Here is a 16,348-nt window from a genome sequence, read left to right on the forward strand (position 1 = left end):
CCTCACCCCAGCTGACGCGCGCCGTTCCTGGGTGAACAGAGCGCCCGAGTCCGAGGTCCTCGCGTTGTACCGCTCGGTGCGGTCCGTCGAGGCCGCCCCCGCGCCGTGGTGGCTGCGCGCCCTGGACAGAGGCCGCCTCCGGTCTCGTGCCGAGGGTCACGCCGTCGAGGACGCCGTGAGCGCGTTGCTGTCCGCCCGTCCCGGTTGGGTGTTCGTGCCGTGGGTCGACCTCGGCGAGGTCGGCTACTGGGAGTTCGTCCCGTCGGAGAGCGGCGTCTACGGACCCGCCACCCCGACAACCGTGCAGTTCACCGACTCGCACCGGGGGTTCGTGCACCTCGTGGCGGCTCATCGCGGGCCGGGTCGTCCGCAGGCCATCGACTTCACCGTGGCTGACCTGCGTGCTCAGATCGAGGACATCGAACTGATTGCTTAGAATGTCCGGTCGTGACCAGCCCTGAGTTCCCCCGTTCCATCGTCAGCTTCGTCCAGCGCGGCGAGCGCATGACCGTGGGGCAGGAACGCGCCTGGGACACGTACTGGGAGAAGATGGGCAACGACGTGAAGTCGTTGCCCGAGGGGCCGCTCGACTTCGACTCGTGGTTCGGCCGTTCCGCGCCGGTGCTGCTGGAGATCGGGTCCGGCATGGGCGAGACCACCTCGCAGCTCGTGGCCGCCGCGCCCGAGCTCAACTACGTCGCCGCCGAGGTCTACAAGCCAGGACTCGCCCAGCTGCTGCTGCGCGCCGAGCACCTCGGCGGTCTCGACAACCTGCGCGTGCTGCGCGGTGACGCCGTCGTGCTGCTGACCGACCACATCGCGCCCGCGTCGTTGCACGGCGTGCGGATCTTCTTCCCGGACCCGTGGCCGAAGAAGAAGCACCACAAGCGCCGGCTCGTGCAGCCCGAGTTCGTGTCGCTGATCGCGTCGCGGCTGGAGCCCGGTGGCGTGCTGCACCTCGCGACGGACTGGGAGCACTACGCCGAGCAGATGCTGGAGGTCTGTTCCGGCGAGCGGCTGCTGACCAACGTGTACGACGGCTGGGCGCCGCGGCCGGACTGGCGGCCCGTCACCAAGTTCGAGCAGCGCGCGGTGAACGAGGACCGGGTCTCGCACGACCTGATGTTCCGGCGGAACGACCTCACCTGATCGAGGTCTCAAGCCGTTCGAGTGAACACCTTGGGTCTACCGTTCACTCGTTGGAGTGGCCGGTGTTGATCACCCGAAATGCCCCGAGTGGCAGTGACGCGTGAGGCCACTCCGGGCTTAGCGTCTCGCTCCGTGACCCCCGACGTCCTCCCCGTCGCGGAGGAGTTCGTGCGCATGTTCCACGCGGCGCACTCCGACGCAGGCTCGCTGACCGCCCGCATCGCCCAGGTGCGCGCCGAGATCGCCGAGACCGGAACCTACCGCCACACCACCAACGAGCTCGCGTACGGCGCGCGGATCGCGTTGCGCGATTCCGGTTGGTGCACCTCAGGTCTGCCCTGGCGGCGCCTGAAAGTCCGCGATCTGCGCGGGTACCGCAACGCGGCCGCCGTGGCCGGCGAGTGCGTGGAGCACCTGCGGCTGGCGACCAACGGCGGTGAGATTCGGCCGCTGGTCACGGTTTTCGCGCCGGACGCGCCCGGTTCGCCCGGGCCGGTGATCTGGAACGAGCAGCTGATCCGGTACGCCGGGTACGCCGACGGGATGGGCGACCGCCGGTACGCGGGGTTCACCGAGACCATGCAGGGCATGGGATGGCGTCCACCCGTGCGGCGTTCACGGTTCGACCTGCTGCCGTTGGTGGTGGAGACGCAGCACGAGGGGCCACGGCTGTTCACGTTGCCGTCCGAGATCGTGCACGAGGTGCCGTTGGAGCACCCGACGCTGCCGTGGTTCGGCGAGATGGGCCTGCGCTGGCACGCGGTTCCGGTGATCGCCAACATGAAGCTGTCGATCGGCGGCGTGAACTACCCCGCCGCGCCGTTCAACTCGTGGTTCGTCGGCGCCGAGATCGGCACCCGGTCACTGGCTGAGGAAGGCGCGTACGGCGTGGCGCGCGAGGTCGCCGAGGCGTTGGGTTTGGACACTTCGTCCGAACGCACGCTGTGGCGGGACTTCGCGACCGTTCACCTGAACGCGGCAGTGCTGCACTCGTTCGACAAAGCGGCCGTCACCATCACGGACCACCACGCGGAGGCGTTGCACCGCCTCGCGTGGCTGCGTTCGCGGCAACGGCCGTCCGCCGCGCGTCCCGCGTTCCGGCTCGACAGCGCAGCCGCGGCGCGCGCACGGAACGGTTCTCCGGCGCGCTTCACGGCTGCGTTGGACGAAACCCGTCCTCAGCCGACGAGCAGGCTGGCGGAGCTGCTCCGCCAGCAGAACTCCCTGACCAGCGTCTGACTTCCCCATCACACGCTGGTACGGCAGCTACTTCGAGTCGATCATCACGCCTGACAGAGCCATCAGCGCAAGGACCAACAGGCCGACCACAGCGGCGGCCCAAGTGAACACAACTGACAACATGGCGTCCTCCGTTTCCCCGACTTCCGCCCTTCCAGAGTCCGTGACCGGGGCGTGATCCGGCATCCGCCGTGAGGGTGTTTCCGCAGGTCGCCACCTCAGCCTTACGGCTGATGCCCGGTTAGCCTCCGGTCGGACGCGGGATCAGCCCTTCGGCCCTAGGGTTGCTCGGGTGGAGAGCACGGACTTGAACTGGTGGCTGCTCGCCAAACGTCAGTGGCCGCTGGCGGTCTCGCTGGCCTTCATCGCGGGGCTCGAACTCTTCACCGCGGGCTACGTGAACCCGTGGTGGCAGACACCCGGTGTCGTGGTGATCTGCGCGATCGCGGTGCTCGCACCCCGGCGCCCGTTCGACGCGACCCTGGCACTGGCGGCGGCGATCGTGTTCACCGCGATCTACCTGCGCCTTCTCGGCGTGTCGATGCACCCGCACTTCTGGATCAGCGGCGCGACGATCTCCGTGACGGGTGCGGCGATGGCGACCATCGCGATCGTCACGCGCGAAGCCTCGCGCTGGTACGCGGTGTCCGGCACCGCCCTGATCGTCGCCGCGATGATCACCGCCGAGGTCATCGGCTACCCGATCGTGGCGGCCGAGGAGTACCGGTCGTACTCACCGGACCCCGGCAGCTACCTGTTCGGCGCGGTGCTGATGCTCGTGATCTCCATCGGGACCGGGCTGTACTTCCGGGCCAGGGACAACGAACGGCGGTCCCAACTGGCGGCTTCCGTTGCGGCGGCCCAGAACGCCGAGCGGATGGCGTTGGCGCGCGAACTGCACGACGTCGTGGCGCACTACGTGACGGCGATCGTCGTGCACGCGCAGGCCGGGCAGCTCAACCGTTCCGTGGACGTGCTGCCGTCGATCGCCGCGTCCGGAACCGAGGCCCTGACCGCGATGCGGCGCCTGGTCGGAACGTTGCGGGACGGCGAATCCTCCGGCCCTGCAGCGTCTTCGTCCCTGGTGGACGACGTGCGCGCACTGGCGGCGGAGTCCGAGCTGCCGGTGCGGTTGTCGTTCGACCTGGAGGACGCCGTACCGCAGGAGCTGGCCCGTTCGGTGCTGCGGCTGGTGCAGGAGTCGTTGACCAACACCTCGAAGCACGCGTTTGCGGTGTCCTCAGTGGACGTCGCACTGTCCTCAGGGGACGGTGTGCTGCACCTGGCCGTGCTCGACGACGGGGTGGCCTCCGGAGTGCCCGTGGGCGGCTCGGGAGGCTACGGCCTGGTCGGCATGCGCGAGCGCGTGGAACTGCTCGGCGGCACGTTCTCCGCAGGCCGGCGCGAACCGACCGGGTGGACGGTCCGCGCCGATCTGCCGATCAGCTAGCTCACATGTCGTCGCGGATGACTTCGAACTCCTGAGTCATCTCGGCATCGCTGAACTGGTCGTCGTTCTGAGGGTCGAGGTCGGCCATTGGTGCCTCCACATGATCACGCCCGTACCGTGGAGTGTGATCATGCCAACTCAACGCCGGGTCGGCGGCTTGGGGGTCGCGGGCTTCTGCGCGCGACGGAACTGCCCGGCGGACGTGCACGACTTCTTCGACATGATCTTGGGACGCCCCTGTCCTGCCCGTGGTTGCTCATGGATGCACAAAGGGCCCGTCGGCATTGCTTCGACGGGCCCCTTGGATTGGGACAAGTTTTAGGCCGGGGCGGACCCTGGGGGTCGGCCCGCGCCCGACAGAACGAGGATGCCCAGGCGCTCAGGAAGTATGCGCGGTAGTGACTGGCGTCACAGTGGCAGGATTCGGCGCATGTCACTGCGTCTGCACGCCCCGGTGGTCCTGCCCTGCGACCCGTCCTGCGCCGTGATGCGCGACGCGGTCGTGGACGTCGTCGACGGCCGGATCACCTTCGTCGGTCCCTTGGCGGACGCCCCGGCGTTCGAGGGTTCGGTTCGTCAGTTCTCCGGGATCCTGATGCCCGGCCTGGTCAACACGCACGCGCACAGCCCGATGACCGTGCTGCGCGGCCTCGGCTCCGACCTCCCGTTGCTGCGGTGGCTGCAGGAGGCGATGTGGCCGAACGAGGCGTTGATGACGCCCGCCGACATCCGGACGGGCATGCTGCTCGGCGCCGTCGAGATGCTGCGGCACGGCGTGACCACCTCGGCCGAGATGTACTTCCACGGCCGTGAGCTGACCTCGGCCGTGCTGGACGCCGGATCGCGAGTGGTGTTCGGCGGGGCGATCCTCGACGTGCCGGGGATGGACTGGAAGTCGCAGACCGACGAGATCTCGTCGTGGATCGACAGCGATGGCCTGCGGTTCGGGCCTGGTGAGCGCGTCGAGCTGGCGTACGGCCCGCACTCCGCCTACACGCTGTCGGCCGCGCAGCTGTCCGCCGTGGCCGTGGAGGCGCGGGCACGCGGGGCGTTGTTCATGGTGCACGTGGCCGAGTCGCCGTTCGAGGACGAGGCCGCCCGCGCCGAGTTCGGGTCGGTGCCGGCCCTGATGAAGGCTTCGGACGTCTTCGGTGGCCGGGTGCTGTCCGCGCACTCCGTGCACCTGTCGGACGACGACATCGCGCTGTACGCGTCGTACGGCGTCGGCGTGGCGCACTGCCCCGGTTCGAACACGAAGCTCGCTTCGGGGATCGCTCGGGTGCCGGAGATGCTGGCCGCCGGGGTTTCGGTCGGTCTTGGGACCGACGGGCCCGCGTCCAACGACGACCTGGACCTGTTCGAGGAGGCTCGGCTGGCTGGGCTGCTGGCTCGGGTTTCCACGATGGACGCGACCGTGCTCGGGGCCGCGCAGGCGTTGCTGATGGCGACTCGGGGCGGGGCGGATGCGCTCGGGCGCGACGACATCGGGACGTTGGAGGCCGGGCGGTGGGGCGACGTCGTGCACATCGCCGCTGATGACCCCGCCTTCGCCACGGGGCTGGACGCGCCGGACGCGCAGCTGCTGGCCAACCTGGTGTGGGGGTCGGGGTCGCGGCGGGTCACCGACGTGTGGGTGGCCGGGGATCACGTCGTGGCCGACGGGGAGTCGACTCGGGTGGACCGGCACGAGGCGCAGGCCGGAGTCACCGCGGTGGCGCGACGACTCCGGAGTTCCTAACTCGTCTGTTGTGCCGACGACTCACCTCAACCAAACAGCGAGGGAACTTGTCACCCGCACAAACACCCGGTGAGAACGACGCCTTCCCCAGACTTGGTTTCATCGCGATCGCTGTGCTGTTCGCGCTACTCGTCTTCAGCGCGGAGTTGGTAGAGGCGATCACGAACCAGCCCAGAGTCAGGTGGCCCTGGTGGCTACTCCCCACCGTTGACGCAGGCCTGCTGGCGATCGCCCTGCTGCTCACCTCCGTCACGTACTGGCGGAGGGCAGATTTTGCCGTCGGCAAATTCCTCATTCTTTGGCTGATCGGGGCACTTGCGACGCTGGCACTCGATCTGCCAGCAACCTTTCAATGGGGACATCAGGCGATCGGCATCGACCTGATCCTCTCCATCTGCTACGTGGCAGCATTGGCGGTAATCCTCGCAGCCACAGTCGGCTACTTCCCACAGGGGCTATTACCAAAGAAGCACAGAAAAACAACGAAGGCCGCCTGGATTCGCTTCCGCACCTCAATACCACTTCTACTGGGCACACTAGCCGCCTATTTCAGCTCGACACTGTGGCGAGTAATTGACGACGGCACAAACAGGTCCATATCGCACATCAAGCTGACCGAGCGCGATTTCAAAGAGCTTGGCGGCACCAGTCGGATTGAGATCGAGAACTATCTGAACTCACTGTGCGGCAACGCGATCGACCAGGAGTACTTTGCGCAGGTCAGCCAGGTTCTTCCACTGCTACTCGTAGCGCTCGGACTGGAGGCGAGATTCTTCTCCAAGCTAACGCGAGAGCCTGTCGGCAAAGCATTGACGCTTAACGCAGTGTTCTTCCTTATGATCGGGGAAGCGCTTGCCTTGTCTACCCTTCCCGCCTCGGGCGACGGATGCGTCAACATGCTGCTCGGCTGGCATGAATACCTCGCCTTCGTTATCACGTTCGAAGCCTGCGTGATCGCACTGATCACACTGTTCTGGGCACTTATGTGGCACCGAGACGAACCCGATGGCCCACAAGAAGACGGCGTTCCGATCAGCAAAGTGCGCAGCCAGGACAACAAACCCGAACCGAAGCCGGTCGAAACCCGGCAAAGCCCCAGCCGAGAGCGCGAAGCTGTCGCGTTCTCTGCTGGAATAGTACTTTCATCGCTGGTCGCGGTAGCCCTGTCCAAGCGACGATCGCGCGACTAGTCACGCCTCAGCTGGACGACTCCGGAGCGTCAACCTCTAGCCACAGGCTGTTGACAAGCCTGTGGACAACTAGTGCGGGCGCGACCTCACGTTGATCTCGGTGATGTGCGCGTCGGGCGTCGCCAGCACGGCCGACGCCACGGCGCGGCCCACCGAGGCCGGGTCGATGTACTTGGACGGGTCGTAGTCGCCGCCCTCCTGGCGGCGCACGTCCTGCTGCATCGGCGTGGCGGTGCGGCCTGGGTAGACCGTGGTCACGCGCAACGCCGGCTCGTCGCCGCGGAGGGCGTCGGCGTAGGCGCGGAGGGCGAACTTCGAGGCCGCGTAGACGCCCCAGCCCGGGTTGGCGGCGAGGCCTGCGCCTGAGTTGATCAGGACGACGTGGCCACCTGCGGCGCGGAGCTGGGGGAGGACCAGGTTGGTGAGTTCGGCGACGGCGAAGACGTTGACGTCGAAGGTGCGGCGCCAGTCGTCCTGGGTGGCCTCGCCCAGGGGGCCGAGCAGGGCGATGCCCGCGCTGTGGACCAGGACGTCGAGGCGGGAGGCCGCGGCCAGGTCGGCGGAGGCCACGTTCGTGAGGTCGAACGGCCAGGGCTGGGCTCCTGGGAGCTCGGCTGCCAGCACGGACAGGGCGTCCTCGTCGCGGCCGCCGAGCAGGAGGTCGTGGGTGGGGGCCAGGCTGCGGGCGATGGCCGCGCCGATTCCGCTGGATGCCCCGGTGACGAGGGCGACCGGACGATCAGTCATGGCTGAACTGTAGTTCGGTCGCCCCCTCGTCTCAGACTGCCGGGACGGAGAAGGTGTAGAGGGCCTCGTAGCGGACGGAGGTCTGGGCGCCTTCGGTGCAGCTGCCGGTCGGGGCGAGGCCGCCCTTGGTGTTGAGGCGCTGCACGTAGCTGACGCCGGCGAACACACCGGAGCCCCTGGTGGACTTGGCCTTGAGCAGGAGCTCCGGAACGGCGCCGGGCACCTCGTTGCGGGCTCCGTCGACCGGGGCGGCCTCGACCGCGCTGCCGTCGACGGTGGAGACCCAGATCGGACCGCGGGAGTGCAGTCCGACCGCGCGCCCGAGCCGGTCCGCCAGGGTGGCGGCGGGCTCCAGGCTCTTCCAGGCGCCGGACGTGCACGTGTAGGTCTGCACGCCCTTGGCGTAGAGCTTCTCGACGAGCTTGTTGCCGGGCGGCACCTGGACCGCGGGTGCGACCCTCGCGGTGTTGGTGTCGCTCATGGCATCCGGCGTCGGCGCCGCGGTGGAGCCGACACCTCCTGCGAGGATGCCCAGAAGGGTTGATGAGACCAGGACTAAGCCAGCACGTTTCATCACTTCAGGGCCTACGGTCCGGGATCAGGACCGGTTCAAACGACCGTCTCAGTTGGCCGGTGCGTAGAACGTGTAGAGGGCCTTGTAGGCGACGGAGGTCTGGGCGCCGGCCTTGCAGCCACCGGCCGGGGCGACGCCGCCCTCGGTCGCGAGGCGCTGGACGTAGGAGACCTTGCCGAACAGGCCGTCGCCGCGCGCGGCCTTGGTCTTCAGCAGGAGTTCGGGCACCGCGTTCTTGACGTCGTTCTTGGCGCCGTCGACCGGGGTGGCCTCGACCGCGCTGCCGTCCACGGTGGAGATCCAGACGGGTCCGCGGGAGTGGATGATGATCGGCTTGTTGTCCTTGTCCACCAACGTCGCGGTGGGCTCTAGACCCTTCCACGCGTTGCCCTGGCACGAGTACGTCTGGACGCCCGTGGCCTGGTATTTGCCGACCAGCTTCTGGCCTGCCGGGACCTGGACGGCTGCCGCGACCGGAACGTCCTGCTGCTGGGCGACGGGAGTGGGGGTCGCGGTGCCGGCGGTGGGGGTGCCACACGCAGCAAGACCCAGAAGAGCAGCAGCACCAACGAGAAGACGAATATTCACGATTCACTCCAAAGTGGACAGCCAAAGTGGACTTTCGGGGTTTTGGCTGTCCGCGGTGCAGCCACCCATGACACGGGCGGGCGGCTGCACCGGTTCACATGATCAGAGTGAGCCAGGACACATGATCAGAACGATCAGTCGCAGATCTTCCTGCGGTCCTTGCGCCACACCACCGCGACGGACGGACGCGGCTGCGAGGTGCCACCGTCCGGCCAGTGCGACAGCGGGTTGTTGGCCGACGCGCCGTCGATCTCACCGGGGTGCTGCACGGACACCAGCACGAAGTCCTCGGTGATGACGGGACCGCAGGTCTCGGCACCCTTCGGCACGGTCAGGAACTGCTTGACCTGGCCGCGCTTCGGACCCTCGACGGGCACCGCGAACAGGCCGTCGTTGGACGCCAGGGCGTTGCCGTCCGTGGAGATCCACAGGTTGCCGTGCGTGTCGAACGCGACGTTGTCCGGGCACGAGATCGGGCTGACCTGCGACTTGTCGTAGCCGCCGAAGTACGTGCCCGCGTCCTTCGGGTCGCCGCAGACGAGCAGCAGCTTCCACGAGAACGTCAGCGCCGTGTTGTCGCTGCGGCGCTCCTCGATCTCCAGGACGTGGCCGTGCTTGTTGCCGTTGCGCGGGTTGATCTCGGTCGGGCCTTCCTTGCCCGCCTTGCCGCGGTCGGTGTTGTTCGTCAGCGCGGCGTAGATCCGGCGGTTGTGCGTCGAGGGCTCGACGTCCTCGGGGCGGTCCATCTTCGTGGCGCCGACCTTGTCCGCGGCGAGGCGCGTGAAGACGTAGACCTCTTCGGCGGTGAAGCCGGGCACGAACGACTTGTCGTTGTGCGCCAACGCGATCCACTCGCCCGAGCCGTCGAACTCGCCGTCGGCCGGGAGGGTGCCGTCACCGATGATCTCGGCGGCCGGGCTGTCACCCGTGAAGCGCGCGACGTACAGCGTGCCCTTGTCCAGCAGCTGCTTGTTGTGCTCGCGGGCGCGCTTCGAGTCGCCCTTCTGCATCTTCTCGTCGGAGACGAACTTGTACATGTAGTCGAAGCGCTCGTCGTCGCCCATGTACGCGACCACGCGGCCGTCCTTGGCGACGATGATGTTCGCGCCCTCGTGCTTGAAGCGGCCGAGCGCGGTGTGCTTGACCGGCGTCGAGTTCTTGTCGAGCGGGTCGATCTCGACGATCCAGCCGAAGCGGTTGGCCTCGTTGGGCTCCTGGGACAGGTCGAAGCGCTTGTCGAAGCGCTCCCACTGGCGCAGGGACGCGCCGCCGCTGATGCCGTAGCGGGCGAACTTGGCCTTCGTGTCCGGGTCGGTGACCAGGCTCGCGTTGGCGAAGTACTGGTTGAAGTTCTCCTCGCCGGACAGGATCGTGCCCCACGGCGTGACGCCACCGGCGCAGTTGTTCTGCGTGCCGAGCACGCGACGGCCCGTCGGGTCGGCCGAGGTCTTGAGGAACTTCGAACCGGCGGCCGGGCCCTTCACCTCGAACGGCGTGGTGAGGGTGATGCGGCGGTTGTACTTCCGCTTGTCGTCCGGACAGACGAAGAGCTTGCCGGTGCGCGGGTCGCGGTCGACCATCACGACGGACAGGCCGTGCGCGGCCCACGCGATCTTGGCGTGGCGCTCGGTGATGGTGGTGGGCGACCAGTCCTTGAACATGAAGGACTCGGTCGTGTACTCGTGGTTGCTCACCATGAGCCAGCTGTCGTGGTAGCCCGGAACCGGGACCAGACCGCAGAAGTCGTTGTTGAAACCGAACTGCTTGGCCTGCGCCTCAGGCGTCTGGTTGTCGAAGTCGAACTTCGGCGAGTCGTCGAGGATCCCGTCGCCCCAGCGGATGACGACGTCCTGCTGGAACCCCTTGGGCACGGTGATCTGGTCGAGGGTGTTGGGCGCCACCGGCTCGAAGTTCAGGCCACCAGGGTCCTTGCTGCCGCCGCGGCCGAGAGCCGAGGCGTCGTGCTGCTGCGCCGGAGCGGCGGCGGCGGAACCGGAGAACGCGAGCGCGCCGGCACCGGCGGCCGCGACGACGGCACCGGCCTTCAGCATGCCGCGGCGGCTCACGACCTCCTGCACGACGTCGCCGAAGTAGGCGTTCTTCGTGGTGTTGGGCGCCTCGTGGGCACAGGCGTTGCCGCAGCGGAACTCGCAGGTGACGGCCTGCCGCCCGAGCGGGTGGTTGGCCGTGAGCAGGGGCAGCAGGCGACGGCCCCGATCGGTGGGTGAGGACACGCAGGCCTCCGAGATCGGTCAGTGTGGGAACTGGCCGAACCTAAGAGCCGAACGAGTTCGCCAGCCGTCCAGCAGGTGAACGGCGGGCGAACTCGTACTACACCCGAACGATCACAGCACGCGCCGTGATCAGCCGATCTCTCCCAGTCGCCCCCGGTCCTTGCGCCACACCGCGACGACGGACGGACGCGGTCGTGCCGTGCCCCGGTCCGGCCAGTTCGAGACGGGCTTGTCGGCGTTCGCGCCGTCGACCTCGCCGGGGTGCTGCACGCAGACCGTGATGACCCGTTCGCCGATCACCGGGCCGCACGTCTCACCGCCGCGCGGGACCGTGAGGAACAGCTTGAGGTGACCGCGTTCCGGGCCCTCCAGCGGCACGCCGTAGAGGCCGTCGTTCAGGCCGTCGAGCTTGCCGTCGGCGTCGGTGGAGATCCACAGGTTGCCGTACCGGTCGAACGCCACGTTGTCCGGACTGGAGATGGGGCTGACCTGGGACTTGTCGTAGCCGCCGAAGTACGTGTTCGGGTCGTCGGGGAAGCCGCAGACCAGGAACAGGCCCCAGTTGAACGTCAGCGAGAGCGCGTCGTTGCGACGTTCGGTGATCTCCAGGACCTGGCCGTGGCGGTTGTTGATCCGCGGGTTCGGCTCGGTCGCGCCTTCCTTGCCGGCCGTGACGCCGCGTTCGACGTTGTTGCTGAGCGCGCAGTAGACCGTGCCGGTGCGCGGGTGGCACTCGATGTCCTCGGGGCGGTCCATCTTCGTCGCGCCGACCTTGTCCGCGGCCTCGCGCGTGAAGACGTAGACCTCCTCGGCGGTCATTCCCGGCACGAACGACTTCTTGCCCGCCGCCAAAGGGATCCACTCGCCGGTGCCGTCGAACTTGCCGTCGCTGGGCAGCTTTCCGGTGCCGTCGATCTCGCTCACCGGGCTGTCGCCCTTGAACCGGCCCACGTAGAGCGTGCCGTCGTCGAGCAGCGTCATGTTGTGGCGGCGCGCGGACTTGCTGTTGCCGCGCTTCATCTTCCCGTTGGAGATGAACTTGTAGATGTACTCGAACCGCTCGTCGTCACCGGAGTAGGCGACGACGCGGCCGTCGTCGGCGACGCGGATGTTCGCGGTCTCGTGCTTGAAGCGGCCGAGGTGCGTGTGCTTGACCGGCGTCGAGTCGGGGTCGTGCGGATCGAGCTCGATGACCCAGCCGAACCTGTTGACCTCGTTGGGTTCCTTGGCGAGGTCCCAGCGCTTGTCGAAGCGCTCCCACTTGCGGGTCGTGGCGTTTCCCGTGACGCCGTACCGGGTCAGGCGCGGGTCGTTGCGGCCGGCGGCGTTGGCGAAGTACTGGTTGAAGTTCTCCTCGCCGGACAGGATCGTGCCCCACGGCGTGACGCCGCCGGAGCAGTTGTTGATCGTGCCGAAGACCTTCCGGCCGGTCGGGTCCGCCGACGTCTTGAGCAGGTCGCTGCCGGCGACCGGGCCGCGCACCTCGAACGCCGTGTTGAGGGTGATGCGGCGGTTGTACTTGCTGAAACGCGGCCGGTAGTGGCCGGAGAACAGCGAGCGCTTGATCATGAACACCGACAGCCCGTGCGCGGCCCAGGCGATCTTGACCTGTTCCTCGGTGGGGTTGTTCGCGTCGTAGCCGCTGAACATGAACGGCTCGCTGGTGTACTCGTGGTTCGTGACCATGATCCCGCTGAGCTCCAACGGGTCCAGCGGCAGGATGGCGGCGAAGTCGCAGTTGAAGCCGAACTGCTTCTCCTGCTTCGCGGCGGTCTGGTTCGCGAAGTCGAACTCGGGGACGCCGGGGAAGAGCGGGTCGCCCCAGCGGATCACGATCCCCTGCTCGTACCCCTCGGGGATGACGACCTCGTCCTTGGTGTTGACCGCGACGGGCTTGAAGTCGAGTCCCTTGGGTGGGCGGCCCTGGGACTTCTCGTCGGGTGCGGCGGCTGCCGTCGCGGGCGTGGCGACGGTGGCGGCGGCTGCGACGACCGCGCCGGCCTTGAGCGCCGTGCGGCGGCTGATCAGGTCGCCGAAGTACGGGTTGTCCGAAGTGTTCGGAACGTCGTGGAAGCACGCGTCGCCGCAGCGGTATTCGCATGTCACCGCGGCTCTGCCGACGCGGTGGTTGACGAGCGGCAGGGGGATCATGGTGGTGGCCTCCTACGGTCGGTGCGGGAACACGCACCGACCGTAGTTCACCCTTTGTTAACCGACTAGCTGCTCGCTCGCGATCACGACTTCCGTAGGTACCTCGCGCGTATCAGTTCGGTTGAACGCGAGCAGGACGGCCGCCCCGGCGCACAGCACCGCCGCGACGACGAACGGCTGGGCGAGGTGGCTCACGAACGTCGCCGCCAGCGCGCCACCGAGCCAGCGCAGGAAGTTGTAGCCGGCACTCGCCACCGGCCGCGGCGCGTCGCTGACGCTCATCGCAGTGCCGGTGAACAGGGTGTTGAGCAGACCGCTGACCAGGCCGCTCACGATGATCGCGACGACCAGCAACGGCTTGCTGGGCACCGCCATCAGCAGCATCAGCACGGCGAACGCGAGCACCGAGCCGATGATCGCGCGCTTCTCGCCCGTCTTGTCAGCCAGCCGAGGCGCCAGGAAGACGCTGGAGACCGCGACGCACACGCCCCAGCCGAAGAAGATCAGTCCGATCTCGACGGCGCCCCAGTGCAGGACGAACGGCGACCACGCCAGCACGGTGAAGAAGGCCGCCGTGTAGAGCACCGCTCCAACACTGGTGCGGAAGAGCGTCGGGTTTTTCAGAGCTTTCAGCGGATCGGCGAGACCGATCTTCGGACGGTCCTGGTGCGAGTCCTTGGCCAGGAACGTTGCACAAAGGATCAACGCGGCCGCCATCAGGATCGCGGTGCCGAGGAACGGCCCGCGCCACGAGATGCTGCCCAGCAGAGCGCCGAGCAACGGCCCGACGCTGAGGCCGAGACCGAGCGCGGCCTCGTAGAGCAGGATCGCCGCCTTCTGCCCGCCGCTCGCCGCACCGACGATGACGCTGAGCGCGGTGGCGATGAAGAACGCGTTGCCGAGCCCCCAGACAGCCCGGAGGCCGACCAACTGGCCGATGCTCCCCGCCGCCGAGCACGCCAGCGTGGCGATGACGATCAGCGCGAGCCCACCGACGAGCGTGCGCTTGGCGCCGAACCGCGCCGTGGCCGCGCCCGTGAAGAGCATCGCCACGACCTGGACGCCGAGGTAGGACGAGAAGAGCAGGGTGACCTGCGACGGTGTTGCGTGCAGACCCTCTGCGATGGACAACAGGATCGGGTCCACGAGCCCGATCCCCATGAAGGCGATCACGGCGGCGAACGCCGTGATCCAGACCTGTTTGGGCTGAGCCTTGAAATTCACTTAGCTAGCCTAACCGATTTTGCTTAGCATAGCGAAGTATCCTGTGCCACAGGGTACGGTTCGGGGCGTGGATGCGGTGATCTTCGACCTCGACGGCGTGCTGATCGACTCCGAGCAGGTGTGGGACGAGGTGCGCCAGTCGTTCGCCGCCGCGCACGGCGGGGTGTGGACGGACGAGGCGACCCGTGCCATGCAGGGGATGTCGACGCCCGAGTGGGCCGCGTACCTGGTGTCGGACGTGGGTGTTCGGCTGACGCCCGACGAGGTCTCCGCCGGCGTGATCGCCGAGATGCAGAAGGCCTACGCCGCACACCTGCCGGTGCTGCCAGGTGCCGTCGAGACGGTGCGGGCGGTGGCCGCGCGGTTCCCGGTGGCCATCGCGTCGTCCGCGCCTGCCGTGCTGATCAAGGTCTTCCTGGACGTGACCGGGTTGCCGGTGCCCGTCGCGGTGTCGTCGGAGTCCTGTGCGGCCGGGAAGCCCTCGCCGGACGTGTATCTGGCGGCGGCCGCGCAGTTGGGTGTTGCGGCGGAATCCTGTTATGCCGTCGAGGATTCGACGAACGGGTTGAAGGCGGCGTTGGCGGCGGGCATGACCGTGCTGGCCGTGCCGAACCCGCACTTCCCGCCTGCCGCGGACGTGCTGGCTCAGGTGCGGGTGCTGGGTTCCATCGCCGACCTGCCCGGTGCGCTGACGTAGCTGAGCGCGGCCAGGCCGATCGCGATGCACGTGCAGGCGATGACGCCCTTCGGCCAGTAGATGTGGCTGCTGAGGAACAGGTAGCTGCCGAGCGTCAGGAAGACAGCGCCGGGGATCGCCTTGAGGCGGTGTTTGAGCAGCGCGCAGACGACGATGGCGAGGCTCGCGGCGAAGAAGCACCACGCGCCAACGGTTCCAAGTTGGTTGCCGATCTTGAAGATCGCCTCGTCTCCGGGCGTGCGGCCGCCGTTCTGCAGCACCAGCGCGCCGCCGCCGATGCCGGCCAACGCGTCGAGGGCGCCGTAGAAGACGACGTAGCCGAACGCCGCGAGGCGGGCCGGGTAGCGGACGTAGCGCGGGCTGTCGTCGAGCAGGACCCATTGCGCGGCACCGAGGAGCGGGAAGACCGCCGCCAGGATGATGTGCATGTTCTGCCACCACTGCGCGGTCGTCGCGTCCAGGTGGTGGGGGTGGGTCAGGCCGATGCCGGCGAGGACCAGGCCGGGGAGGGCGACGAGCAGCGTGCGCATCGGGCCGAAGGTAGCGGAAGCGCGGCTTTCGCTGAGACTCCGAACACACGAACGTGTCTGTCGCGCCTTGACGGCCGTCCTTAGCGTGGCGGTATGACGCAACGAGTTGCTGTGGTCACCGGCACGGCGCAGGGCATGGGGCTGCGGATCGCGGACGTGCTGCGCGAGGACGGGTTCGCCGTCGTCGGCTTCGACCTGCAGGAGAGCAAGGACGGGATCGTCGGCAACGTGGCGAGCGCCTCGGACGTGCAGCGGCTCGCCGAGCACGTCATGAGCACCCATCAGCGGGTGGACGTGCTGGTCAACAACGCCGGGATCGCGGGCATCGTGCCGTTCGAGGACACGAGCCTGGAGCAGTGGGAACGGATCATGGCGGTCAACCTGACCGGGCCGTTCCTGCTCACGCAGGCGCTCGGGAAGATCATGCTCGACCAGCGCAGCGGCAGCGTCGTCAACATCGCGTCCGTCGCCGGGTTGCAGGGCGTCGCGGATCGGGCCGCGTACAACACGACCAAGCACGGGCTGATCGGCCTCACCCGCACCCTGGCCGTCGAGTGGGGCGGGAGGGGAGTGCGGGTCAACGCCGTGTGTCCCGGGTGGGTCAAGACCGAGATGGACGTCGAGTCGCAGGCCGGCGGGTACTACGTGGACGACGACATCACCGAGCACGTGCCGATGGGGCGGTTCGCGGCGCCGGACGACATCGCGCAGGCCGTGCGGTTCCTGGCGAGTGACAACGCGCGGTACGTCAACGGGGTCGCGTTGCCCGTCGACGGCGGGTGGACGGCGGACGGCAGCTGGCAGAAGCTCCGGCTGTCCAAGCGCTAGAAGAAGGGG

The 16,348-nt window shown here is 68.0% G+C and carries 16 protein-coding genes; 8 read left to right on the forward strand and 8 right to left on the reverse strand.

Annotated elements, in window-relative coordinates:
* The first annotated feature begins 31 nt into the window (after positions 1 to 31).
* From ACFWNN_RS19205 to ACFWNN_RS19220, 4 genes are all read left to right on the forward strand, one after another.
* Entirely contained in the window at positions 32 to 436 is a 405-nt protein-coding gene (locus ACFWNN_RS19205) for a hypothetical protein (protein WP_382441263.1), read from the forward strand.
* Positions 437 to 504: 68 nt separating this feature from the next.
* Positions 505 to 1,149 carry a tRNA (guanosine(46)-N7)-methyltransferase TrmB gene (trmB, locus tag ACFWNN_RS19210; protein WP_382441367.1) on the forward strand — a complete coding sequence of 215 codons (645 nt, stop codon included), beginning with the start codon at positions 505 to 507 and terminating at the stop codon, positions 1,147 to 1,149.
* Between the two features lie 132 nt (positions 1,150 to 1,281).
* A complete protein-coding gene (locus ACFWNN_RS19215) occupies positions 1,282 to 2,388 on the forward strand; it encodes a nitric oxide synthase oxygenase (protein WP_382441264.1) in 1,107 nt (368 codons plus the stop codon).
* Positions 2,389 to 2,680: 292 nt separating this feature from the next.
* The gene (locus tag ACFWNN_RS19220; RefSeq protein ID WP_382441265.1) at positions 2,681 to 3,838 is read left to right on the forward strand and encodes a sensor histidine kinase; all 1,158 of its coding nucleotides are present in this window, start codon (positions 2,681 to 2,683) and stop codon (positions 3,836 to 3,838) included.
* Between the two features lies 1 nt (position 3,839).
* Here ACFWNN_RS19220 and ACFWNN_RS19225 read toward each other — a convergent pair whose 3' ends face one another.
* Positions 3,840 to 4,046 (reverse strand): hypothetical protein, encoded by a 207-nt coding sequence (locus ACFWNN_RS19225; RefSeq protein WP_382441266.1) that lies wholly within the window; start codon positions 4,044 to 4,046, stop codon positions 3,840 to 3,842.
* Positions 4,047 to 4,268: 222 nt separating this feature from the next.
* Between ACFWNN_RS19225 and ACFWNN_RS19230 the strand changes: the two genes are divergently transcribed.
* Both ACFWNN_RS19230 and ACFWNN_RS19235 read left to right on the forward strand, forming a co-directional pair.
* A complete protein-coding gene (locus ACFWNN_RS19230) occupies positions 4,269 to 5,576 on the forward strand; it encodes an amidohydrolase family protein (protein WP_382441267.1) in 1,308 nt (435 codons plus the stop codon).
* 47 nt (positions 5,577 to 5,623) lie between these two features.
* A complete protein-coding gene (locus ACFWNN_RS19235; protein WP_382441268.1) occupies positions 5,624 to 6,766 on the forward strand; it encodes a hypothetical protein in 1,143 nt (380 codons plus the stop codon).
* A 69-nt stretch (positions 6,767 to 6,835) separates the two neighbouring features.
* On the opposite strand, the gene ACFWNN_RS19240 is transcribed toward ACFWNN_RS19235, so the two are convergent.
* The 6 genes from ACFWNN_RS19240 to ACFWNN_RS19265 all read right to left on the reverse strand — a co-directional run bounded on the left by ACFWNN_RS19240 (position 6,836) and on the right by ACFWNN_RS19265 (position 14,284).
* The gene (locus ACFWNN_RS19240) at positions 6,836 to 7,513 is read right to left on the reverse strand and encodes an SDR family oxidoreductase (RefSeq protein WP_382441269.1); all 678 of its coding nucleotides are present in this window, start codon (positions 7,511 to 7,513) and stop codon (positions 6,836 to 6,838) included.
* Between the two features lie 31 nt (positions 7,514 to 7,544).
* Positions 7,545 to 7,994: a DUF3455 domain-containing protein gene (locus ACFWNN_RS19245; protein ID WP_382441270.1), complete on the reverse strand. Its 450-nt coding sequence runs from the start codon at positions 7,992 to 7,994 to the stop codon at positions 7,545 to 7,547.
* Positions 7,995 to 8,135: 141 nt separating this feature from the next.
* Entirely contained in the window at positions 8,136 to 8,675 is a 540-nt protein-coding gene (locus ACFWNN_RS19250; protein ID WP_382441271.1) for a DUF3455 domain-containing protein, read from the reverse strand.
* Between the two features lie 134 nt (positions 8,676 to 8,809).
* Complete coding sequence (locus ACFWNN_RS19255; protein ID WP_382441272.1) at positions 8,810 to 10,909, reverse strand: PhoX family protein; 2,100 nt, start codon at positions 10,907 to 10,909, stop codon at positions 8,810 to 8,812.
* A gap of 129 nt (positions 10,910 to 11,038) precedes the next feature.
* Positions 11,039 to 13,060, reverse strand: coding sequence for a PhoX family protein (locus ACFWNN_RS19260; protein ID WP_382441273.1), 2,022 nt, complete (start codon positions 13,058 to 13,060; stop codon positions 11,039 to 11,041).
* A 57-nt stretch (positions 13,061 to 13,117) separates the two neighbouring features.
* On the reverse strand, positions 13,118 to 14,284 hold the full coding sequence (locus tag ACFWNN_RS19265) for an MFS transporter (protein WP_382441274.1): 1,167 nt from the start codon (positions 14,282 to 14,284) through the stop codon (positions 13,118 to 13,120).
* A 67-nt stretch (positions 14,285 to 14,351) separates the two neighbouring features.
* Between ACFWNN_RS19265 and ACFWNN_RS19270 the strand changes: the two genes are divergently transcribed.
* Entirely contained in the window at positions 14,352 to 14,981 is a 630-nt protein-coding gene (locus ACFWNN_RS19270; RefSeq protein ID WP_382441275.1) for an HAD family hydrolase, read from the forward strand.
* Here ACFWNN_RS19270 and ACFWNN_RS19275 read toward each other — a convergent pair.
* Complete coding sequence (locus ACFWNN_RS19275) at positions 14,930 to 15,511, reverse strand: hypothetical protein (RefSeq protein WP_382441276.1); 582 nt, start codon at positions 15,509 to 15,511, stop codon at positions 14,930 to 14,932. The two genes, ACFWNN_RS19270 and ACFWNN_RS19275, sit on opposite strands and share 52 nt — an antisense overlap.
* Before the next feature lie 93 nt (positions 15,512 to 15,604).
* Here ACFWNN_RS19275 and ACFWNN_RS19280 point away from each other — a divergent pair, with 93 nt between their 5' ends.
* Positions 15,605 to 16,339, forward strand: coding sequence for an SDR family NAD(P)-dependent oxidoreductase (locus ACFWNN_RS19280; protein WP_382441277.1), 735 nt, complete (start codon positions 15,605 to 15,607; stop codon positions 16,337 to 16,339).
* The last annotated feature ends 9 nt before the right edge of the window (positions 16,340 to 16,348 follow it).

The sequence above is a fragment of the Lentzea sp. NPDC058450 genome, assembly GCF_042721395.1.
Lineage (GTDB): Bacteria > Actinomycetota > Actinomycetes > Mycobacteriales > Pseudonocardiaceae > Lentzea.

Excerpts from the sequence above, each read along its gene's own strand:
- ACFWNN_RS19240 (WP_382441269.1), bottom strand. The coding sequence starts at position 7,513 with ATGACTGATCGTCCGGTCGCCCTCGTCACCGGGGCATCCAGCGGAATC.
- ACFWNN_RS19275 (WP_382441276.1), bottom strand. The coding sequence starts at position 15,511 with ATGCGCACGCTGCTCGTCGCCCTCCCCGGCCTGGTCCTCGCCGGCATC.
- trmB (WP_382441367.1), top strand. The coding sequence starts at position 505 with ATGACCGTGGGGCAGGAACGCGCCTGGGACACGTACTGGGAGAAGATG.
- ACFWNN_RS19260 (WP_382441273.1), bottom strand. The coding sequence starts at position 13,060 with ATGATCCCCCTGCCGCTCGTCAACCACCGCGTCGGCAGAGCCGCGGTG.
- ACFWNN_RS19230 (WP_382441267.1), top strand. The coding sequence starts at position 4,269 with ATGTCACTGCGTCTGCACGCCCCGGTGGTCCTGCCCTGCGACCCGTCC.
- ACFWNN_RS19280 (WP_382441277.1), top strand. The coding sequence starts at position 15,605 with ATGACGCAACGAGTTGCTGTGGTCACCGGCACGGCGCAGGGCATGGGG.
- ACFWNN_RS19245 (WP_382441270.1), bottom strand. The coding sequence starts at position 7,994 with ATGAGCGACACCAACACCGCGAGGGTCGCACCCGCGGTCCAGGTGCCG.